Raw genomic sequence first — 23319 nt, 5'->3', positions numbered from 1 at the left:
GCCGTCCTGGCTGACGTCGAGGTCCATAGCACCGTCCCATGTGTGGTTGAGCCGTGCGTTGCGGCAAGGCCCGCCGGGGTGCCAAAGGTCCACCGCGTGCGGGAGCCGCGGTTGTCGGCCCGTTTCGGCGATGCGACTGCGTGACATGGTGTGTCAACGTATTGACCATTAGTGATGTTGTGGCAACTCTGGTGCCGGTGACGTTCGCGGGTGTGGAGCTGATGGTGCAGGCCACACCGGTCACTGTGGTCGGCTCAGAGCCGACGTCGGCGACGTCGCGCGTGACGGACGCGTACGAGCGTGCCGAGGCGGCCGTCATGGGGATAGCGGAATCGGTTGGCGGCACGATCGGCCGCCTGATCGAGGCCGGGAAGCACCCGAAGGAGGTAAAGGTGGAGTTCGGCCTGAGCGTGTCGCTGGAGGGCACCGTCCTGGTGACCAAGGGCAAGGCCGGTGCCACGCTCGCGATATCGCTGACCTACGAGATCGCGGGGTGAGTTCCCTCCGCCATGGTGGGAAAGGTGGATCGATGTCGGAGCCGAGTGGCTTTCTGGGCCGGCTGCTCGATGCAGGCGGGCAGCCGCGGGGGACATGCTTCCAGGTCGTACCCGCGTTGTTGGTGACCGCACACCATGTGCTGGAGACCCTGCAGGCGGCTTTCGTCGGCGCCGAGGTGTCCGTAGACCCGCTGGCCGGTGGCAGCCCGTCCCCAGCGTTGGTGCAAGCCCTGGATCGCCTCCATGATGTGGCGGTCCTCCGCCGGCAAGATCCGCTGCCGGCATCGGTCGCCGGCTTGGTCAGGTCCGAGGATCTTCGTCCGGAGACCCCGATTCTGATCACCGGCGTACCGCAGCTCCACGACCGGTATGAATACCGCTACGTCCATTCACCCGGGACGTGGGAAGGAGTGGTGCTGCGCGGCGACGACGTACGCCTGGGTCAGGCGACCGCGCCGATGGTCCTGCCCGGTATGAGCGGCGCGCCGGTCAGGTTGCGGACGAACGACCGGGTCGCGGGGATTCTCTCGTCCCGATACAACAGCGCGAACCAATGGATGCAACACACGGTGTGGGTGGCTCGCCTAGAGGATCTGCTGCCGCTGCTCTCCGGTCTCGGCGTCGACGTTGAGCAGCTCTTGGCGGTCGCGATAGATCTCGTCGACCTGCTCCTCTCCGCGATCATGTCCGAGGTGATCGGGCGTGCCTCCGGCGGAGCGTTGCCCTGGCGCCTCGACCCCGAATACGAGGCCCATTTCCGCGGGGTCATCGTCGCCGCACTCGACGAGGCGGTCGCGGAGGTGGCCGCCGGGTTCGACGGCGACGTCGCCAGGCAGTTGCACAGAGCAATGGTGGACGGCTTCACCCGCCATGACCTTCGCCCCATCGCCACCGCGGAGGACATGCGCTCCGCGTTGCAACGGTGGATCACCGAACTCGACCCTCCGGGATTCGGTCGGGCGGGCGTCGAAGCCGGGCAGCTGTCGCAGGCGATCTTCCGCCGGATCATCGCCCGGATGACGAGCGATGCAGTGGCGGGCGGCGCGGTCGGCACCACGGCACAGTGGTTGTGGCGTTCGGAGGAGCCGGCATCGGTCGCGGGTCACGCTGATCTGCTGGCAGCGGCCCACATGCACCTCGAAGTGTCGGACCCCGGCGAGCGCGGCACCGGCCCAGCCCAGGCCCACGAGAGGTCCGGCGGCCTGCCTGCCCAGGCACAACCGCTTGTCGGCCGAGCGGACGCACTCGCGGCGATGGCCGCGCGTGTGCTGCGTCATGACCCGTCCGGCCCGGTCGGTTCCGTGCATGTTATCCACGGTATGGCGGGGATCGGCAAGACGGCCTTCGCCATCGAGGTGGCGCGGGCGCACGCCGACCGGTACCCCAACCATCTGCTCTTTCTCGATCTGCAAGGCAACACCCCTGGTGTCGAACCCATCCGCGTGGAGGCGGCCCTCGAGCAGCTGCTCCGCGACATCGGTGAGCCGACGGAGACGATCCCGGCCGAGCAGGCGGCCCGCATGGCCCGCTGGCGGTCGGTGATGGCACGGCGCCGGTCGATTCTCGTACTGGACAACGCCCTGGACGCCGAGCAGGTGATCCCGCTGCTGCCGGCGGCTGCGGGTTGTGTCGTCCTGATTACCAGCCGGCGGCGGCTCGTCGCCGTTCCGGCCGCGGTTCCGTTCGAACTCGGTCTCCTGCCGGAGGACGAGATGACCGCGTTCTTCCGGGAGGCGATCGGCGATCGCGCGATAGCCACAGAGGACCTCGCCACCATCGTGGCGGCCTGCGCTGGCGTCCCCCTCGCCGCCATGATCATGTTCGGCAGGCTACGCAACGATCCCACCGCCATGGTGCACGAGATCGCGCAGGACCTCGCCGACGCGACGGAGCGGCTCTCCGAGTTGAGTCCCGAGGACCTCGGTGTACGGGCCGCCTTCGCGGTCTCCGTGCGGCGGCTGCCGCCCGATCGCGCGAGGATGTTCGACCTATTGGGCTGGCATCCCGGCCCGTCGGTGAGTGCGGCCCCGATGGCGGTCGTGGCTGGCGTACCGCTGCGTGCCGCCCGTCGGCTGCTGCACGAACTGGCCGACCAGCACCTCCTCGAAGCTGATCCGGACGTCGGTCCCGAATCGCGCTACCACCTGCACGATTTGCTTCGCCTGTTCGCCCGCGAGCGTGCCGCTGAGGCGTTTTCTGCGGCGGACCTGTCCGCGGCGGAGAGTCGGCTGGCTCGGTTCTACCGGACCTGCCTCGTCGCGCTGGACCAGGTGAACGGCCTCGCCCTGGGCGAGGACGAGTTGGCGGCGGCCGCGCGGTATGGGGTGACGCTTTCCGCATCGAAGGAGGGCCGCCGCTGGTTCGCCGCCGAGCGCGAAAACATCGCAGCGTTCGCCTCGGTGGCGACGGGCGCCGACGCGGTCGAGATGTGTCTCATCGCCGGCGGCCATACGCGGCGTTCCGGGCGGTACGTCCAAGGCCGCGACCTGTACCAACGGGCCTACCAGGAGGCGACGCGGATCGGTGATCGGCTCGGGGCCGCGGACGCGGTGCGATGCCTAGCAGACATCGACCGCCTGACGGGGCGCTACCGGGATGCCCGGGATCGCTACCGGTCGGCCCGGCAGATGTACGCGGCGACAGGCCACGGCGACGGCGTGGCGGGTGCCTTGCGCGGCTTGGCCGATCTCGCCAACCTTCAGGGTGATCATGCGGCGGCGGCAGCAAATTACGCGGCGGCATACGACGCTTACCGCGAGATCGGCAACCAGCTCGGGATGGCGAACACGTCACACGGGATGGGCAACGTCGCGAGGATGCGGGGCGACTTCCCCGCGGCCCAGCAGCACTATTCCTCGGCACTGGCCATGTACCTGCGGCTGGGTAATCAGCTCGGCGAGGCCCATGCGCGTCTGGGGCTTGCCGACACCGAGTTCGCCTGCGGCCGTGGCGCTGACGCCGATACGCACTACCGAGCCGCTTGGGCGCTCTACACCACCCTGGGGGATCCGCGGGGCATCGCCGACACGATGCGGGGCATCGCCCACCTCGATCGAGTTTCCGGGGATCTCACCGGCGCGCGGCATGGTTTCGAACGCGCCCGCGACATCTACCTCCAGATCGGCGATGACCTTGGGCGCGCGACGGCATTGTGGGGACTCGGCCAGGTCGCCCAGGCGAGTGACCTTATCGACGAGGCGACACTGCGGTGGCGAGAGGCACTCGTGCTCTACGAGCGCATCGACGCTCCTGACGTCGGCCGGGTGCGGACCGCCATCCGGCACCTGACCGGCGCTGGCACCGAATGAGCGGGCGACGGACTGGGGTGTCGTCCGCTCTCGTGACCAAGCCGGTGCACGGTCGTGGTCTCCTCCGTCCGCCGGTTGTGTCGGTCGTTTCCGTCTGCGTCGTCGTCGGCATCGCGGTGGCCCGGTGGATCGAGCGGCAACCGTTGGGCATCGACAGCGCCGTCTACCGGGCCGGTGCGGAGGCGGTTGCCCGCGGACATCCGCTGTACGGCTCGTTTGATGCGACGCCGCTGCCGTTCACGTATCCCCCGGTTGCCTCCATCGGGTTCCTGCCGCTGGCGGCGATTCCTCCACAGCTCGCGTGGGGGCTGATGGGAACACTGTCGACGCTGGCGCTGGGCGTCGTGGTGCGCGCGACGATCGGTCATGTCCGCCCGGCGTGGACTGGCCGGAAACGGATCGTCTGCGGCTCGGTGCTGTTCGCCCTGGCGCTTCAGCCGGTCTGGGAGACCATTGCCTTCGGCCAGGTGAACCTTGTCATCATGGCGTTCGTCGTCGTCGACGTGCTAAATCTGCGCGGATCCCGGTTCTGCGGGCTGCTAACTGGCGTGGCCGCCGCGATCAAGTTGACTCCACTCATCTTCGTCGTGCACCTGGTGGTGACCGGGCGTCACGCGGACGCCGTGCGCTTGCTGACCGCCTTCGCTTTTCTGCAGGCGTTTGGTGCAGCGGCGCTGCCGGCGGATTCCGCGGAGTACTGGACCTCGGCGATCATGTGTGCGGAACGGTGGGGTACATCGTATGCCGCGAACCAGTCGCTGAACGCGGTGCTCAATCGGCTCACCGCGGCGTGGCCGTACACCTTCGTCATCAGTTTGGCGCTCGTCGCACTCTCCCTCGGCGTGGCGATCCTGCTGGCCCGGCGGTTCGAAAGCGCCGGCCGGCCGCTGGAGGCGATCCTGTCGACTGCCATGATCGGCCTGGTGATCAGCCCGATCTCCTGGCCGCACCATTGGGTCTGGGTGGCGCCCGTGTGTCTGGTCCTGCTCGGCCGGCTTGCGGGCCACCCGTGGGACGGGCGTGACCACTGGGGGTCGGCGTTGACGTTCGCCGGCGTGGTCGTAGTGTTCAGCGGTGCGGGGCTGCTAGCGATGCCGATCGGCCACGGCCGGGAACTAAGCCGGGGGATTCCCGGGACGCTGCTGGGGAATCTGTACCTCCTGTGCACGCTGGTGGTGGTGGCGGCTGCGGTTCTAGGGACGCGGCGAGCCGGGAAAGACGGGAATGCTTGACCGACAACGCTGTGCCTGACGATATTGCCGTCCGGGCAGCTCAGGCGGCGTGTTGGTACTCGTAGAGGAATGCCGAGGCGGTCGGGTCGGTGGATGGTCAGGCGGGCAAGCAGGTCCGGAACCTTGGTCAGTTCTGGCAGCGGTGCGAGTGTTCGGGCGTTGGCGGTGCCTTGATGTGGCCGATGTTCGTTGCAGATTTCGAACTCGCGCAGCGCGTGCAGCAGGTGCCGCTGGTTCGAGATCAAGGTACGGCCGAGCAGCTCGTGGCAGGTCCGCACCCAACGTTCCATGTCAGCGTTCATGCGAGGCATGTGGATGCCGCTGAGCGCGACCGTGATCCCGGCGTCGGCGAGGACAGCGTCGAACAGAGCCGGGTACTTGCCGCCCCGTTCGCGAATTAGCCCGATGACCCGGCGGGTAATGCCCGGCATCGTCTTGATGTCCGCTCATCAAGCAAATCCGTGCACGCGATCATGGTCAAGGCTGGATGCGGGAGGGGGCGACGAGTAGCGGTGGTTGGCGCCTGACCGGCCAGGGAGCACCGTTGGCGTAAAGCGGCCATTTCGTTCTTCGTGGGCGGCGTCGTGCTCCCGAGGCAGCGCCATCTCGAGGGCACGCGGCCGGCGTAACAAGCATCGCGATGGTGACTCGAGGCCTGCAAGGCGGGGAGCACTGCACCTTCGCTGAGGAGCGCGTTTTACCTGCTCAGCAGCTATCACTGGTGGTGGCGGGGAGCGCTGTGACGGTGAATTCGGGTTGCGCGGCGGGATCCGTCCGGTGTTGCTCCCCAAACCAGTAATCGGCCGGGGAGCAGATGGGGTTGTCACCAACAGCGGCGGGCGGCTGTGAACGGTGTCGAACAGCGCCCAGCAGCGTCCTTTCATCCGCAGATACTTGCATTTGTACTGGTCGGCGGCTTGTGTGAACCACTTTCACACAGGAGTGCTCCATCGAACGGCGCCCAACAGCGTCGAAGAGCACGTCTATGCAGCTCAACAGCGTCGAACCGCGTGACCTCTTTACTACGTCTGCTCCCATGACCTCTTCCTCATGGGTCGAGTGCTCTGTCGAGCGTTCAGGCGCCGGCTGACCTCCACTCGGTGGCAGGAGCCGTCAGGTTCTCGGCCATCACATCCGTCGCAAGTGGCCAGCGGTCGCTGGCTCGCGGGTGAACTCGCTTGCCCGGCAGGACGCAAGCACCTGATGATGCCTATCGGTGAACCGTCAGCAACAGGAGGACCCGTGCGCGCCAGATTGATGGACCGTGCGGACAGCGACGACGTTCTAACCCACCCCGCACACCAGCAAACCCTCAACGCCATGGTCGCCCTTATCCAGGACCTGCGCGCCTGCCGCACTCCGGAGGACCTGTACGCCTTCCAAAGGCAGTTGCGTGACCGCGTCCTTGAGGTGGAGCGGCGCCGCAGCGCGATCAGCCAGCAGATGAAACGACTACGCAGGCACAAGTCGATCAGCTCCGACGCTCCCGAACTCGGCACCGACCGTGACCGCACCGCGGAAGCGTCCTGGGCGTTCGAGGGCGACGTGTACGAGCGGATCTGGCGCCAGCTCAAGACCGTCGCGGACGCTCTCGCCTGGAAGGTGTTCCACTACGACCGCGCCATCATTGTCGCGCTCTCCCGAGCGGAGGCGCCCGGCATGATGTACGGCAAAGCCGGTCTAGAAAAAGAACTAGAGGCCATCGAGACGGCCTGGGCCGACCGCCGCCAGTTCGTTTTGCACCACGATCTGACCAACGTCATTCGCGTCGGAGACCTGACTATGTTCGGCCACGACGGCTACGCCGAACTCCGTGAGATCAAGTCCAACGAGCGATACCGGCTTTCCGCCCAGGACGAGTTGCTTGCCGCTACATCCCACGTGCTCGCCGATCAAACCGGTGCACTACCCAGCGGCCACTTCCCTGTACGCACTGGCATCGACTACCGAACCGACCTGGGCGGGTTACGAGAGCTACTCGACCTAGCCCACGCCCGCACGGGGATCGTCGGCGGTCGGGTCTCGTCCGGTCGAGCGGTCGTGGCAGTCAGCCAGTACACAGCGGCCGACCACTTTACCCCGGAGCGGTTCTCGGCCCGGCTCGACACTGAACTCGCCCGCGTTCGTGGCCGTATCGGCGCCGACGATCCGGGACACACGCTGACCTTGCCGAGCATCGACAATGCCGGTAACCACCGGGCAGGCCCGCCGTGGGCGATCTACCCGGTCAGCGCCGGGGCCGCGGCAAGCCTCATTGCAGACGGCATGTTCTTCGTCGTGTGCATGAACCCGCACACGATCATCGACGCGCTGTCCAAGGCTGGGGTCGAAGCTCAATGGCTTCAGCGGCTGGACGGTACCGAGAACGTCGATGCGCCGCTGCTAGATGTGTCAAGACGTATCGGCAACCGGAGGTTGTCGTGCACGCTTAACTTCTCTGCGATCAGGTGCCTGATGCTGGAGTTGATCGACCTGCGGACCTGGAGCCAACAGGTCGCCGCGATACTCAACGGCGACCTGCGAATGGGAATCCAGCCCTGGCCCTGTTTCGCCCGAGAAGCAAAAACTTGGATCTAACCCGCACCTCGATTGAATCCCCCTCAAAACGCCATTTAACGCCTCCGGGCACCTGCGCTAGAGCAAACGGGCAAGCTGGACGCGGATGGCCAGCGAATCCGCTCGCGACCGGCCCGCTGCCCGCGGCCACGGGCGGTCCGTATAGCCGCAGGGTGCGGGTGAACGGCAGCAGCGGCCGGAAGAGGCCGAGCCGGTGCGCACCCGCCAGGCACACGGCGCCCGGCGACGCGGCGGTGGTGGCGCGCACCGAGCCGCCCGGCCGGGACCAGCCCGCGATCGTCGCCGCGGTTGGCGGGCAGCCGGTGCAGCAGCTGTGCGGCCTGCCCGCCGGGAACCTCCGCGCGCAGGTCGAACCCGGCGGCGAGGAATCCGGCCTCGGCGAGACCGCGCAGCCAGCGCTCGGGCAGCGGAACGCGTTTCTCGACGACGTGTCCATCCAGTGTGGTGACGGCCGGTTCGTCCGGCCCGACCGTCAGCCGCAGCGGATCGCCGCCGCCGACCCGGGTCAGGGCGGTGTAGAGCGGCTGGTTGACGTCGACGTTGGTCGTGCCCCGCGCGCGGATTTCACCATCCAGAGCGGGGTGCCACATCGGTCGGTGGAGAAGGCCGATCCGCGATGACCTCGAGCACTACGGCGAAGCAGAGGGCCGGCGGGACGGCCACGGCGACCACCGCCCACCAAGCCGCCGCGCGCCGGTAACCCTTGGCCCGCAGGATGCTCAGCCCGGCGGACAGGAAGAGCACGGACAGAACGGTCGTGGGGATGAAGACCAGTCCACAGAGAATGAGGACGGCGATGAAAGCCCCGTCGGAGCCGACCACCACGTAGCCTGCCTACTCCTGGCGGACCGCACGAACAAGCAGGTAAGCGACACCGCCGGGGGTGTGGCTCGGCGCGATAGGCTCGGGCGGTCGGAGGAGGGGACCGGGCGTGTGGGATGAGCGGCGGGTACGGCAGGCATGGCATGCCGCCGTGCTGGTGCTCGTGCTCTGCACCGCGTGGATCTCGGCCGTCCGAGCGAGCGCCCGCGGCGAGACGCCCACGGCGAGCGAGCTGAACGCTCCTTGCTTCGTTGCACGATGAGGTTGACCGCTGCATCGAGCGTTATGGTTGGGTGATATTGCGATATCTGGGACATGCGGGGCAAGCATGCGAAAGGTGACGATCCAGGCGGGCGACCTCGCGGGCTTTGCTGTTCACGGCGCCGAATACGGTGAGCATGTTGCCATTGTCAATCTGGCATGCATGACAGCCGACAATCCCCGCTTCTACCTCTACATCAACCAGATAGAGCAAGGATTCTTGACGCCGGCGGGACTCCACGGCGGCGGCTACAACTTCATCGTAGTGCTGCACCCTGACAGTTCCGCGGACGTCTACACGGAGTACCAACCGATGGTCACCGGCACGGCAACGCGAGACATCGCAGCGGGGGAGCCGGTTGGAGTCGAAGACGTTCGAGACATCAGTAGCTACCAGGTTCCGGGTGTAGAAATCAGCTCCGGTGATCGTGTCATCTGCGTGATCCAGTCCGGATGGAAATTTGGCCTGTACTTCAATTTCACTCGTGAGATCACCCGCGCTGATGAAGTCTGGCAACAATTGGGGCCACTCGTAAACGCCCTCCACAGTGCCCGCATCGTCAAAAACATCCAAGCCCAACTGCTTGAGGACGAGAAGCCGCACATCTTAGCCGAGGGTAAGACCGACGTGCAGCACATCCAGGCGGCGCACCGGCGGCTGGCCGCTGACCTTCCGCTCGGTTTTTTCGATCCCGGAGACAAGTTCGGTGACGCAACCTTATATACCGTATGCGAGCAATTGGCGCGCTTCGGCCCACCCAACAAGAACAAGGTCATCGCTGTCTTCGACCGCGACAACCCGGCCCGGCTGCGTCAGCTCGAACGTCTCGGCCCACTGAACGGTTTCCAGTCTTGGGGCAACAACGTCTACTCGTTCGTCCTGCCCGTGCCAGCACATCGAGAGCCCGACCAGAAGTTGCCGATCGAGCTGCTATACAGCGACGCTGACCTGGCCACAACCACCAGCCACGGCAAGCGCATGTATTTCGAGGACGAGGTGTACGAAGTTCCGCAGTCGTCGGGAGCGCCCTTGCTGGTCGTCCGGCCGCAGCCGGCGACCGTTCCTCGGGACCGAAAGCTTGTCACCAAGCTGGCGAGCCAGGTCGTCGATGTCGACGGCAATCGGGTCGCGATCTCCAAGGCCCACTTCGCCGGGTACGTCCTGCATGCCCAGGGCGCCTTCGCGCATGTGGATTTCTCCGGATTTCGTGCCATCTTCCAGATAATCCGAGCGATTATGCGCGATAAAGGAACAACCTGAACCTGGAGGTCTGACTCGCCAGGGCACGAGCGTGCTGTCGGCTTGACCGGATTTTCTCGGCGAGGCTATGTTCCGGTGGGTCTGTTCCAAAGTCTTTGACTGCCGGCGAGCTCCTCCGGATCAAGCTCGGGGTCGCCGGTGATGGCCATCATCGTCGTGTCCCAGTCGCGGTGCCCGGTGCGGTTCGGGGTCAGCATCACGCCGACGGACGTCAGGTTCGTCAGCGGTTCAATTGCTCCGCGTTCGTGGTGTCGGAGCAGGAACCATGATCTGAACGCCTCGCGAGTGACCTCCGAGAACTGCGAGCAGACGCCGAAGCCGAGCTGTATCTCACCGGGAACGGTGGTACGGAATGTTCGGAACCGCCACGCGATCTCGTCCGGTGGGGTATCGCGGACTGTTCGCAGACTATCGAGTAGGAGTCGTCCAAGATCGGTACGGTATCCGACCGGCAGTCGGTCGATCGCGGCCAGGACGTAGAGAAGGTCCTGCTCCGACTGTTCGGTGAGCAAACTGGTGGCGATGTCCTCACACATGATCCGGACCATCGCGTGGGCTTCGTCATCGTCGCTACCCGCGGGTGCAGCCGGCAGCAGCGGAACCGACCTGCGTTCACCCGCGTCCGCAGGCCAGACCGATTCGATGGGTTCGCTCGCGGCGTCGCGGTCGGCCGCCGCGAGCTCGTAGTACCGATGTGGCTCGGTGCCCAGGACCTCGGTGGAGCCGCCCACACGGTGCAGGTAGTCAACGACGGCGCGGGCCGAGCGAAGCTGGTTGAACAAGAACTCCCAATCGCGGCGCAGTAGAACCACCGCTGGGATCCGACTCTCAATCTTGGGTATCCGGTGGTCGGTCGGCGGCTCGGGATGTTCGATTACCACGACGGCTGCCCAGCTGATTGTGTTGCCGTCAACGGCGACCGTGCGCCCACGGCCGTTGATCATCCTGCTGGGTTGGCTGCACAACTGTCGTACAGTGCCGTCGGCCTGTCGGGCCGCTTCAGCGATCTTCTTGTCCAGCCAGGCGGACTCACGAGCCGGACCCTTCGGCTCGGTGTCACGGCACTTGGCCTGGACTACCACGCCGCGTTCCCCCACGACGAGCAGTCCGTCGCCGACCTCCCGAAGGCCGGAGCCCTTGCGCTCTTGCTGCGGACGCAGGACGAAGTCGGGTAGACCCCATGTTGCGGCGGCATCTTGGATCGCATTCTCCGCTGCGGTCCCCCGGGCGACCCGCTGTGGAAGCGGGCTGGCGTCCGGCACGACGCGTTGGAAGGTGCCGTCCGGGGTGGAGACGATCAGCGTAAGGATATTCTCGTCGCGGATCACTCCCAAGCCGAGTTCCGACGCGGCCACCTCGTCCAGCTCCGACTGGGTCCAGCGTCGTGCTGAGCGGCGTGCGTCGATCCAGGCCCCTGCCGGGTCTCCGTCGTCGGTTCGCGGCAGGCGCCTGGTACCCGGCGTCTGCTCGACGAACTTGGCGAAGGCGACGCCGAACATACCGACGACGAGCATGGCGTGGCGCAGCCGTTCGTCGAGGGTGTCGTCCGGTCCGGCGGGTACGAAACCGTCGGGAAACGCGAAGTCGATGTAGTTTCCGGCTCTCCCGGACACAGTGATGTCGGGCGACCAACCTTCGACCGTGTACTGCGCGACCACCCTTTCATCCGCCAGTTCGCCCGGCGGCTGCGGCTGCACGCGGACTGATGTCGCCGCAGGTTCGGTGCGGATCTCCGGGTCAACAGCGGTGGCCCAAGCGGCTAACAGCGCTCCAGCATCGAGCCCGTTGGACCAGTCGACGAGGTATCGCAGACCGGTGCGAAGTTTCTCCAGCCGCGCATCAGACGGCTCGTGTTGATACGGCTGGCAGTCACGAATCAGCGCGAACTGGGAAGCCAAGACGCCATCGAGGCAAGACTGTTCCAGCAAGGCCGCGAAGCTCTCCGCTGAATCACCGATGGGGAAGAAGCGCGGGGCGTCGGGATCGTTCAGCCGGTTCCGGATGCTGAACATCGCCACCGACTCCGTGACCAGAGCGTCTAGGCACGCCCACAGCTCGTCGACGCATTCCTTGAAGGCGGCAGTGAGCTGTTCGCGCGCGCTCGCCGGCCAGTCCGCGTAGGCGACGATCACACCTGTCCCGTCCGGAAAGGTGGTAATGCCGGTATCGAACAGACCGTCGCTCAGTAGGCCGCTCCAAAGATCGGAGAGCCGTTCCTTGGCGAGTCCGGCGGTTCTGAGATGCGCCGCCGCCTCGGGGAAATACTGCGTGATCACGTCCGACGACGCTACCGGCACCCTCTGACGAATTTCAGGCGTGGCCGTTTCAAGGCGACGGTGTGAACCGTGGCCGGGCTTCTTGTCAGACCCCAACCGCAGAATCACCGTGTGAGCATGGACCCTGAAGAGCTGGCGGCCCGGTACGCCGCCGCCGCGCGCCACCACCTCCCCCCGCCGGGGATTGATCCGGGTGCACCGGCACAGCCGCATCCCGGGTACGCGCTGGCGTACGCCAGCCTCGCGTCATATTTCCAACGCATGGAGCTGGCCAACGCCTTCGACACATACGGCCCGCTGGTGCGCACCGTCGAACGCGCCGGAACCACCGTGGAACTCCTCGGCGGACGGCTGAGCCACGACAGCGAACAGCTGCGTCACGAAGTGCGACAACTTAGGTTCCATTTGGACCAGATCAACGACTCGCTGCGATACCTTGCCGACACTCCAGCCCGGCGGCGCGCCGAAGCTCGGCGGCTGGCATGGGCGCGATTCAGACGCCGCCAGATGCCGCCCGGGCCGCCGCCAGTGGTGCGGCCACCAGTCGGTACCACGATCCGCAGAGCTCCTGAGCCGACGCGGCATATCAGCCTGGTCGACCGGTACAGCGGCGAGCAATTCGAGCAGTATGTTGCGGAGCTGCTGCGCCGGGCTGGGTGGCCAACGGTCGAGGTCGTAGGCGCCGGCACCGCGACCCCTGGAAGGGGCGACCACGGGGTGGACATCGTCGCCACCGATGGGGACGTGAGGCTGGCGGTGCAGTGCAAACGGTACGACCGCAGGCACCGGTTCCGGCCGAGGGATCTGCGCGAGTTCCGCGGTGGGGCGCTGCACTATCGGGCAACGACGCTTGCGTTCATCACCACCGCGGACGTCACCGATGCGGCCCGGGAGTTCGCCGAGCACAGCTACGACGGCGGGCAGCAGGCGATCGTGCTGGTGACACGTGAGGACTTCATCGCTTGGACCGAACGCCGGATCGTTCCTGAAGCGCTCGTCGCGTTACGCCCGCCGGAGGCCACGCCGGAACCGGAGCCGCAACCGCAACCGGTCGACCCGCCACGGTTCCCCTACCTGGCCGTGGGCGTCCTACAGGTGATCAGCATCGCGGCGCTGACCGGCTCCCAGGCGTTACAGACGCTATACCCGTCGTACGCGGCGGTGGCGATGGTCGTGGGAATGGCCGCCTTCTGCCTCGTTCCCCTGAGGTACGGGTGGTACCGGTGGCGGTGGCACTGGTGGCGTCGCGGCATCGAGGAGTTGTGGCCGGGCTGGCGTGCCCCGTCCTGGCCCGGCGGCCGGGCGTACCGGGGCCCGGCGGACGACTGGTACCCGCTGGACGACGACGTGGCCGACCCGTACCCCTTGGCGGAGGAGGAAGCCGCTGCCTGAGTACCACCGGTGACTCGCTCCGCTGCCGAGCCAGCGGCCGACAGGAGGTCTGCCTCGCCTCATGACCGCCGCTGGCGTCACCAGCCGGCGAGCACCCGCCGGGCCCGCATTGTCACCGGTCTTGCGCGGTTCGGTGTATATGTACCGGTCGCGGCTAGGAATGCTTCCGCCCCCGTCACAGCTGGTCAGCTCGGCCCGATCTGTTCACAGATCTTCTTCGTACGGCTGGCCTCCTGAGCGAGCTCGAAGGCCCCTCTTTGGACTGTCGGCGGGCCGGTCTGTGCTCCCGTGCTTGCTCCGCCGGGCGTCTTGCCGAGGTTTGGCGGGGAGCAGGCCTCCCGGGTTTGGCCGGCCCTCGGACCTGGGCCAAGGTGCCGCTGGGTGGGGGGAGCAGCGGAGGTTCTCCCGGCGAGCGTGTTTGTGCTGTTCACCGGCTGTTCTTGTTGGGTGCGGGGAGCGCCGTGGCGATGAAATCGGCGTTTCTGGCGGGGGTCGCGCGGCGCTGCTCCCCAAACCGGGTGATCGGCGGGGAGCAGACGGGGTGGTCACTGGCAGCGCCGAACGGCGTCGAATAGCGTTCAAGAACGTTGGGTAGCGGCGTCTGACCAGGCCTGATTTGCGTTTTGCCTGGTCAGCGGCTTGATCGGACTACGTTCACACAGGAGCGCTCCACGAACAGCGCCCAACAGCGTCGAAGAGCAGGTTTGTGCAGCTCAGCAGCGCCGAACAGCGTGACCTCTTTACTGCGTTTGCTCCCATGACCTCTCCCTCGCTTCCGGAGTGTTCCATCGAGGGGTCTGTCGAGCGTTCGGGTTCCGGCTGACCGCTACTCGGTCGTGGGAGTGCTATGACCCGAGAGCTCACCCGTCAGGTGACCTCTTCGCGTGACGACTGAGGCAAGCCCGTAGCTGGCCACGCCCAAGGTGTGCCGGCGCACGACGCTGTCCAGTTCGAGGAGTCAGAAAGCCGGGATCCCGGCACCGGCGTAGGTAGTATCCGCCCCGCTCGATCGTCGAGGTCAGTCGCACCTCGGCAACGATCAGCAGCCGGTCTGTGCCTGCGTAGCCCGACCGTGAATACCACGGCGGCTGCCCAGGCGCCCAGACCGTCACGTCCGGCCCCAGATCGACTCCCGGGCTGGCTTGCTGCATCAGTGCAGCCGGCTCTGGCCTACTGCCAGTGGCTCTGAACTACATTTCTTCCGGACCGTCGGAAGGGGTACGGGGATGGATCAAGCGGCGAGGCTGCGTGCGGAAGAGTTCGCGGCGATCACGGCCCAGGTGAAGGAAAGCCTGCACCGCAGCCTGTTCAAGAGCCTCGACGAGCGAGGCGGTGCGCAGGAGCTGATCCGCCAGCAGTACTCCGGCCGCTATCCCTTCGAACTGCTCCAGAACGCCAACGACGCGGCGACCGCCGGCCGCGCCAGCTTCGTGCTGACCGACACGGCCCTGATCGTCGCCGACGATGGCCTCGGCTTCCAGGACGTGCAGGTCGAGGCGATCTGCTCGCTCGGCCGCTCCTCGAAAGGACCTGGTACGGCGGTCGGTCACAAGGGGCTCGGCTTCAAGTCGGTCGGCGAGATCACCGACCGGCCACAGGTCGTCTCGACCACCACCCGGTTCCAGTTCGACGGCGCCTGGCTGCGCCGCGAGATCGCCCGGCTTGCCGGTCCACTGCCAGCCGGGCAGCGGCTGCCCGTCTACGCGTTCCCGTTCCCGGTCGACCCGGCCGACCTCGGACCCGACGCCCCGGTGATCGACGAACTGCTCGGCGACGGGTTCCGCACCGTCATCCGGCTGCCGCTGCGCGAGGGCGTCGGCCGGGATACCGTCGCGAGCCACCTGGTTACCCACCTGCGGCCCCGGCTGCTGCTGTTCCTGCCCGGCATCGACCGGCTCGACCTGCACGGCGCCGGCGCCGACTTCTCCGCTCACGTCACCCGCAGCGCTGGCGGCCGGGTGTCACTGGGCGACGAGGAATGGCTTGTCCACCGGCACGAGGCCGCGCCACCGCGGGAACTGCTGGCCCCGCTCGGAGAGGCGTGGGCCGAAATCGAGGTGGTGCGCTGGTCCCTCGCCGTGCCACTGGGCGCCGACGGTCGCCCGCGTACCGACGAACTGTTCCCGATGCACGTCTACTTCCCCACCGAGGAGGAACCTGGCCTGCACGTGATGGTCCACGCCGAATGGGTGCTCGGGATGGACCGGCGGCAGCTCGCCGCGACACCCGAGGCGGTGCCGTACAACCGGTGGCTCACCGCGCGGGTCGCCGAGTCGGCCGGGCAACTCGGCACCGCCCTGGTGACCGGCTACGACGCCGTGACCGCGGTCGTTCCCGCCGATTCCGCGCCTACTCCCGGCGCAGGCGAGGAACTGCGGGACGGCTGGCGCGAGGTTCTGGCGGGCACCGCCTTCCTGCCGGTCGCGGACGGGTCTCTGGCCCGGCCGGTTGAGGTTGGGCTGCTCCCGGAGAGCATTCCCGACGCGGCCGTCGCGCATCAGATTGCCGGCCTCGACGGGAGCCGGGCCCTGCGGCCCGACCTGGAGACGGCCGGTCCGGTCCGGTCGTTCCTGACCGGCAGCGCCCGGGTCGAGGCGATGACCGTCAAGGAGTTCATGACCCTGCTGCGCCCGCCGTCGCCGGAGACCGCCGCCCGTTACTACGGGTTCCTTGCAGACTGGCGGGACCAGGCGTCCGGGCGGCAGTTCGTCGGGTACCTGCGGGAGTTGCCGTGCGTGCTCACGGTTCACGGTGAGGTCGTCGCGCCGGCGCACGAACCGGTGTTCTTCCCCCGGACGCGAGGTGACTCGCTGGTGTCGGTTGACCTGCCGGTGCCGATCGCCGAGGTGCCGGGGGTCGAGGGGGTCGAGGCGCTGCTCAAAGAGCTTGGGGTGCGGCCCTTCGAATGGCGGGAACTGATCAGTTCGTTTCTGCTGCGGATCCTCGCCGACCCGTCGGCCGATCCGGAACGGCGAGAGCAGGCGATGGCCGGGCTATGGGCGTATCACGAGGTGCGGCGGACGGGCAGTGAAAGTCTGGTGCCGGCGCTGGGAACGGTCCTGCTGCCGGCCCGGACGGCCGCCGGTGACCGGGTGGAACTGCGGGCCGGTGCCACGATGTATTTCGGAGCGGACTGGACGGGCTCGGAGGATCTGGAGGCAATCTACGGGCCGTTCGGGGAGGCCGAGTTCCTCGCCGCCGAGGCACCGGGCGACTCCGACCAGCGGCACGCCGACCGGGAGTTTTACGAGATGCTCGGTGTCCGCGACCATCCTCGCCTCGACGAGGCGCACGGCTCTTATCCGGTGGACAGCCACCGCCATCCGCATCGCGGGGCGATGTTCCACCGGTGGCGCGTGCAGCCGGAGGTCGAGAAAGCCGAGCGCTGCCCGCAGAGCCACGCGTACTCGCAGCAGCTGCGGTACTCCTACCGGCTCGACCGTCACGAGGATCTGGCCGCCAGCCAGGAACCGCTACGGCTGCTCGCGCTCTGGCGGCAGCTCGCCAGCCGATGGGGTGACGTCTACGAACCCGCCATGACCGCGGTGTTCCACTGCACCCAGTCCCAGCACGCCGGAGAACGCGACAGGCAATGCGACTCCTTGTTCGCCTACACCCTCCGATCCCAGCCCTGGGTGCCCGTCGCCCGTGGCTCCACGTCCGAGCTCGTGCGACCTCAGGACGGCTGGATCGACCAGCATGACCTGCCAAGACGCATCCGGGAACGGATCCCGCGGATCCACCACGAGATGCGTCAGATGAAGGGCGGGGTCGCCGTGGCGAGCGCCCTGCACGTCACTGACGCCGGCCGGCCCCGCGCCGACGACCTGCTGGCCCTTCTCAGCGGCCTGGCCGAGGAGGCGGACGACCTCGGCCGGGTCACCCGGGACGTCGAGTTGGCCGCCCGGTGGGTGCAACGGACCCTCGACGATGTCCTGATCGACGAAACCCCGCACGCCGACCCAGCGTCGGTACGGGTACTCGCACGGCACGATGGGCGGCTCATGTTCGCCGCGCAGCCGCTGTTCGCCGACGAACCGCTGCTGAAAGAGACGTGGGAGCGGCATGAGCCGATGCTGCACGCCGACACCGGTCTCGGGCGGCTCGTCCGATACCTGTCGCTGGTCCGCCTCGACGATGTGGTGACCACTGTTCCGGAACCCTTCGTCGATCATCTGACCGAGCCTGTGCAACGAGCCGTCACCGAACGGATCGAGCAGGCCAAGCCCTACCTGCTGGCGTTGGTGCGGGCGGAGAATGCGCGAGCCGAGACCATGGCACGCAACACCCTGAGCCGCCTGCGGCTGGTCCTCTGCGACGACCTGATACTCCGCTACGAGTACGAAGGCCACGCCATCGAACGCGACGACGCCGTCTGCTACATCGCCACCAGATTTGAACGGCACGACGCCCGGCCCCACCGCGTCGGCACCGTCTATCTCGAACTCGACCGCGAGACGAGGGAACCGCACTGGTTCCCGTTCGGCCGTCAACTCGCCCAGCACCTCGACGCGCCGAGCCTCGCCGACGCCGTCACCATGGTCTTCACCGCACGGAAAGCCGACCTTAAAAGCATGATGGCCGACCGGCAGATCCGCCCGGAAGACATCGACGAGGCCCATGAGTTGCTTGGCCTCCCCGCGGAAGAGGAGATCGGCCACATCCTCGACAACCTCGTGACACCGACTGGCGGCTGGTCCGCACCCGGTTCCTCTCCCACCCCGGCTCCCGGTTCCTCTCCGCCCGCCGCTGCCGATGCATCTTCCTCTCCCAGCCCCGAATCCGCCGCCGCCTTGGCCACGGGCGCCGCCTCCTCCGCACCCGCCCCCGTCTCCACCTCTTATTCCGCCTCTGCCGAGCCTGCCCCGGCCGCTGATCCGATCCCGCCGGTCGACTACGGCCAGGTGCGCCTCGTCGAGGGGACCCCCGGCGCGCTCGCGGAGAAGCCCGTCACCGCACGTCACGGCGGCTACGGTGGCGCGGCCCCATCTGTGCAGACCGACGCCGAGAACCGCCGGGTCGGCAACCGCGGTGAGGGGATCGCCTACCACGTGGAGCGTGAACGGCTCCGCGCCGCCGGACGAGACCCCGACCTCGTCGTGTGGGAGTCGCGGATCAACGAACTGTCGCCCTACGACCTCCGCAGCGTCGACGACGACGGCCGGACCATCTTCATCGAGGTCAAGTCAACCCGGGCGGACGATCCCGGCGAGCCCTTCTACATCTCAGGCGCCGAACTGCTTCAAGCGGCCGCCCACCGCGACCGCTACATCGTCTACCGGGTCACCCGGACCGACACGGCCACACCGCTGATCACCCGGATCGCCGACCCGCTCGGCCGGATCAACGACGGCAACGGCAGGCTGCTGCTGAGCAAAGCCCAGATGACCCTCGCCGTCACCGCCGGACCGGCTCATGACCGCACCCGACCCGTTCAAGGAGATGGTCCGGGCGCGGTCGTAGGCGCCCAGAGTCAGTTCGTGGAGTTTGTGCAGCCAGGCCGGCCTCGGCCCACCGGTGCAGACGCCGCCGATTCGTTGCGCGGTTCTGGTCCGGCTGGACTGCCCGGGCCATGAAATCTACCCCAGATGCAGCGCCGTCTCGCGTTGCGGAGAGTCGGTTCATGGAGATCTGATCTGCGACCATCGAGATCATCAACGACCGCGAGAAGATCCTCGCGCAAGGCCGGTTCGGCACCGACCGCGACGGCTGCCAGACGATGCTTAACCTCGGCCGGCAGCACCAAGGACTGGATCTGGGCGGTCGAGGGCTGACCGCCGACGCGTTCCATGCCCCCATCACCCCATTCAACCAGCCGGTACGGCCGTGGAGTCACACTGGACCGCCTCGTACGATTCTCCGGTGGCTGGTCTTCCCGAGGTGTCCTGGCAGCGTTATTGGCGTGCGCGTGACGACAATACGACCGCGGCCGAGAACGCGATGCTGCTGGAACTCGGGCTCGCCGACCAGGCCGGACTGATTCCCACCCAGCGGGTCACGAGCAATCTCTGCACCGTCCTGCTGGCGCCGCCCGGCGCGGGCAAGAGTTCTGAACTCCGGGTGCTCACCGGCAGCTGGGAGGGCGACGCTCAGCGGATCTCCCTGGGCGGTGCGGGCGGTCCCGAACGGCTGTTGAGCCAGATCGACGAGGCGCTGCGCGACCTGGACACTCCGGGTGCGCTGCTCGCCCTGGACAGTCTCGACGAGACGTCACTCGGGGTCGCCGAGCTGATCGAATTCATCGACGACGTTGCCGCCCGCCTCCCCGAGACCACACGTCTGGTCCTGGTTTGCCGTAGCGCGGCCTGGCTTCGCTCGGTGGAGGATGTCCTGCGCCGGCGTTTCAACCGCAGCATCGGTGTCCTCGTGCTGCAGCCGCTGACCGACGCCGGCGTGCTGCTCTACGCCCGGGCAGCCGGATTGGACGCCGATGCGTTCCGGACGGCGGTGCGCGCGTCACGGATATCCGGTCTTGCCAGCAGCCCACACACGCTCTCCCTGCTGGTGGAGGAGTACAGAGCCGCGGGCGACTCCGGCCCGGCCCTGCCCGGGAACCAGCGGGACCTGTTCGCGCGAAGCTGCCGCCGGCTGGTGTCCGAGTCCGCCGGACGGCACGACCCTCGCCGTCCTGCCGATGTCGAGAACCTGCTGATCGCGGCGGGGCATTTGGCGACGCTGAGCCTGTTCTCCGGCCGTCACCTATTCACCCTCTCCGACGTCGCCGGGGCAGATTGCCTCACCGTCGCGGACTGCGGCGTCGAAGGCTATGCCGCTGTGCTGGACACCGCCCTGTTCGACACCGCCGGGGAGGACCGGCTCGCCTTCTCCCACCAGACCGTCGTGGAGTTCCTGGCCGCCGAGCACCTGGCGGGCACCGGCCGCTCGGCGGACCAGCTGCGGAGGATGCTGCACGGTCGTGGCGGGCGGCTGGCGCCGCAGATCCAGGCGGTCGCGGCCTGGCTGGTCGTCATGGCGCCGGACCGGTTCGTCAGCCTGCTCGACACCGACCCGGAAGCGTTCATCCGCAGCGGCGTGGAACTCACCGAGCCCGGCTACCGCGAGGGCCTCGTCGATCGGCTGATCGATCTTGCGCAGGCCTATGAACTACTCCGCATCCACGAACTCGACGTGGCCGCCCTCGGCCATCCCGGTCTCGTCCAGCGGCTGCGAACGGTTCTCACCGACCCGGCAAGTACGCAGGACGCCTGTGCCCTGGCGATTCACATCGCCCGGCACACCTCGCGCGTCGAGCTCAACGACGTTCTGGTCGCCACGGCCCTCGACGATCGGCGGATGGCCGCTACCCGGTCCGCAGCCGGGTCAGCCGCTCTCGACCTCGTCCCGGCGGCCCCGGACAGTCCGCTGCTGACACTGGCGGATCCCGCTCTCGCCCTCGACGATCCCGACGACCAGCTGCTCGGCGTGGGTCTGCGTGCTCATCTGAAAGCTGGAACTCGGGTACCGGCGGTGCTGAGGCTTCTCCGGGAGCCGAACAATCGCGACTTCTTCGGCACCTACCGGCTGGTCCTGCTCAAGGACCTGCCGGAGAAGTTCGCGAACGACGAACTCACCACCGAGGAGGTCCGCGACTCGCTGGTCTGGGCGGCTGCCACGCAACCGACCGTGGACGACAGCCGGGGTCTCTGGGGCATCACCGAGGATCTGCACGACGCCATCCTGGTCGCTGGCCTTCGTCATCTGCTCGACGATCAGGTCCGGGAGGCGGTGGCAGACCTGCTCGTAATGCGGCTCGACAACCACCGGCCAGTGCCGCGGAGCCGGAGAAGCCGACTTCCCGCTCTACCGGACAAAATTCGCCAAACCCTGATCGATGCGCTCAGTGACAGAGGCCTCGAACGTCGTGATCTGTTTCGTCTCGTTCGGGCCGGCATCCTCGTACCGGACGATGTGCCACGATCGGCTGCGGACGTGGTTCCTGAACCTGACGACGAGCCCGACGACACACCGGAGTCTTTCTCCGACGACGAACTGCGCGGGCACCTGACCCGGGCGCTGCGGTTGGAGGCCGGCGAAGCCTTCCCCACGTTCTGCTACTGGGCCCGATTCACGCCGGGTGCACCTGACGACAATCCGAGGAGCAGCCTGCGAGTCGTGACGCTACCGGGCTGGGCTCTGACCGACCACGGCGACGTGCTGGCCGCGGCCCTGGACCATCTCGCGGTTGCCTCCGGCGACGGGCAGGCATACTCCGCGGCTCAAGCTCTCGTCCTACTGTCTGAGGAGAGCAGCCGGCCTACTCTGCCGGACTCTCGGTGGCGATCACTGGCCCAGATGATCATGGGTGACATCGCCCCGTCTAGTGACGATCCCGCCCTGGTGCTGTCGCTTCAGTGGATCTACGACCGAGCGCGGCGGGAACTTCTTGACGCGGCAGGCGGCAGCATGCGCAGAAACTCGGACTTCGCGCAGTTCCCGTTACGGCGGCTGGCCCCGGTGCTCACCGAGAAGGATGTGCCCTGGCTTCGCTGGATCATCACCGATCCGGTCCACCATGACGAGACCATCGCGGTGGCCTGTGATCGGCTCGTCAACCTCGACCCGGCGACGGCGATCGACCTGTTGCCGAGGATCGGGCCGGACCGCGAACGCCGTCTCGCGGTTGCTGTCCTTCGGCACGGCGGTCCCGCCGGATGGCCCGTGGTCCGCGATCTCATGGTCGAAAACGACGAGTTGGCTAGGCAGATCATCGGGAACATCGCCGACCACGGCGAGGCGATCGCCCGGCCCCTGGACGAGGGGCAGACGGTCGAGCTGTGGATGCTCACCGACAAACTCTTTCCCCGCGGTGGTGATCCCGACGTCCAGGGAGCCCACCTGGTGAATAACCGGGAGAGCGTGGGGATCTTCCGGGACCGGATGTTGCCCGGCCTCGCTGAGCGTGGGACACCGGAGGCGGTGGCGGCGTTGGAACGCATCGCGGCGGAACTCCCGGATGAACCTATGTACAAGCGCATCGCGGCGCTGTCGAAGGCCGCCCTGGCCCGCACCGACTGGCATCCCCTCCAACCTGGCGAGATCGTCGAGATCCTCACAGCGGTGGAGCCTCCAGCGGCGATCGAAGAAGATGAACCTACGGCTCCACCTCGAACCGGCTTCCAACTGACAAGGAAGGATGCGCTGGGCATTTTCGGCGGCCTGGTGCTGTGCGCGCTCGTCTCGGCGGGATTATGGGGACGCGACGGCTTCGAGGTCGCGGCATCGTGGATCACTGCGTCAGCGTTCGGCGTAATTGGGATCGTTGGGATTACTCAGAGTAGCCGGCTTCCGGACTCGCCGCCGATAAACGCGTTCAGCCGGTACGGACGTCCCCTGGCATTCTTTGTGGGAAGCGCCCTGATCAGCGTCCTAATCGTCTGGTTCGTTCAGCGTGGTGAGGGCAAAGACGAACCGGCGAGCCCGCCCGCTCCCGCGCCGCCCTCGGTCAGCGCCTCCACCGCGACGGATACGGCCGAACCTGGGCCGAGCGTGTCGGTCTCCGGGTCGGGTTCTCCGTCAGACGTTGGTCAGCCGGTGACCTCGAAGGAGGGGGGTTAGGTAGGCGACGTTGGAGCCGCCGACGTAAGTGTTCAAGTTCGAGGGGAAGGCCCTTCGCCGACTGTTGGGATGGCTTGGACCAGCGCGGATGAGGTTTTCGGTACCCGCAGATGCGGCAGCAGATCTGACCCCTCGGGT

The 23319-nt window shown here is 67.3% G+C and carries 11 protein-coding genes; 10 read left to right on the top strand and 1 reads right to left on the bottom strand.

Annotation, left to right across the window (positions count from 1 at the left end):
* Positions 1-179: 179 nt before the first annotated feature.
* The 7 genes from L3i22_RS42425 (at position 180) to L3i22_RS42395 (ending at position 9958) form a co-directional block, all read left to right on the top strand.
* Entirely contained in the window at positions 180-497 is a 318-nt protein-coding gene (locus tag L3i22_RS42425; protein WP_221323084.1) for a CU044_2847 family protein, read from the top strand.
* 32 nt (positions 498-529) lie between these two features.
* Complete coding sequence (locus L3i22_RS42420) at positions 530-3805, top strand: tetratricopeptide repeat protein (protein ID WP_221323083.1); 3276 nt, start codon at positions 530-532, stop codon at positions 3803-3805.
* A gap of 32 nt (positions 3806-3837) precedes the next feature.
* The gene (locus L3i22_RS42415) at positions 3838-5037 is read left to right on the top strand and encodes a glycosyltransferase 87 family protein (RefSeq protein WP_221323082.1); all 1200 of its coding nucleotides are present in this window, start codon (positions 3838-3840) and stop codon (positions 5035-5037) included.
* Between the two features lie 89 nt (positions 5038-5126).
* Entirely contained in the window at positions 5127-5438 is a 312-nt protein-coding gene (locus L3i22_RS42410) for a hypothetical protein (protein WP_221323081.1), read from the top strand.
* 841 nt (positions 5439-6279) lie between these two features.
* Entirely contained in the window at positions 6280-7614 is a 1335-nt protein-coding gene (locus tag L3i22_RS42405) for a hypothetical protein (RefSeq protein ID WP_221323080.1), read from the top strand.
* A gap of 236 nt (positions 7615-7850) precedes the next feature.
* On the top strand, positions 7851-8234 hold the full coding sequence (locus L3i22_RS42400; RefSeq protein ID WP_221323079.1) for a hypothetical protein: 384 nt from the start codon (positions 7851-7853) through the stop codon (positions 8232-8234).
* Positions 8235-8773: 539 nt separating this feature from the next.
* A complete protein-coding gene (locus tag L3i22_RS42395; protein WP_221323078.1) occupies positions 8774-9958 on the top strand; it encodes a hypothetical protein in 1185 nt (394 codons plus the stop codon).
* Positions 9959-10023: 65 nt separating this feature from the next.
* Here the strand turns inward: L3i22_RS42395 and L3i22_RS42390 are convergent, their stop codons facing one another.
* Positions 10024-12342 carry a hypothetical protein gene (locus L3i22_RS42390; protein WP_221323077.1) on the bottom strand — a complete coding sequence of 773 codons (2319 nt, stop codon included), beginning with the start codon at positions 12340-12342 and terminating at the stop codon, positions 10024-10026.
* Between the two features lie 9 nt (positions 12343-12351).
* Between L3i22_RS42390 and L3i22_RS42385 the strand changes: the two genes are divergently transcribed.
* From L3i22_RS42385 to L3i22_RS42375, 3 genes are all read left to right on the top strand, one after another.
* On the top strand, positions 12352-13626 hold the full coding sequence (locus L3i22_RS42385) for a restriction endonuclease (protein WP_221323076.1): 1275 nt from the start codon (positions 12352-12354) through the stop codon (positions 13624-13626).
* Between the two features lie 1226 nt (positions 13627-14852).
* Positions 14853-19202: a sacsin N-terminal ATP-binding-like domain-containing protein gene (locus L3i22_RS42380; RefSeq protein WP_221323075.1), complete on the top strand. Its 4350-nt coding sequence runs from the start codon at positions 14853-14855 to the stop codon at positions 19200-19202.
* A 286-nt stretch (positions 19203-19488) separates the two neighbouring features.
* A complete protein-coding gene (locus L3i22_RS42375; protein WP_221323074.1) occupies positions 19489-23181 on the top strand; it encodes a hypothetical protein in 3693 nt (1230 codons plus the stop codon).
* Positions 23182-23319 lie beyond the last annotated feature (138 nt).

The sequence above is a fragment of the Actinoplanes sp. L3-i22 genome (genome assembly GCF_019704555.1).
GTDB lineage: Bacteria > Actinomycetota > Actinomycetes > Mycobacteriales > Micromonosporaceae > Actinoplanes.
Note: the sequence above shows the minus strand (reverse complement) of the source record. Positions and strands in the feature narration are given on the sequence as shown.

Excerpts from the sequence above, each read along its gene's own strand:
- L3i22_RS42380 (WP_221323075.1), top strand. The coding sequence starts at position 14,853 with ATGGATCAAGCGGCGAGGCTGCGTGCGGAAGAGTTCGCGGCGATCACG.
- L3i22_RS42420 (WP_221323083.1), top strand. The coding sequence starts at position 530 with ATGTCGGAGCCGAGTGGCTTTCTGGGCCGGCTGCTCGATGCAGGCGGG.
- L3i22_RS42385 (WP_221323076.1), top strand. The coding sequence starts at position 12,352 with ATGGACCCTGAAGAGCTGGCGGCCCGGTACGCCGCCGCCGCGCGCCAC.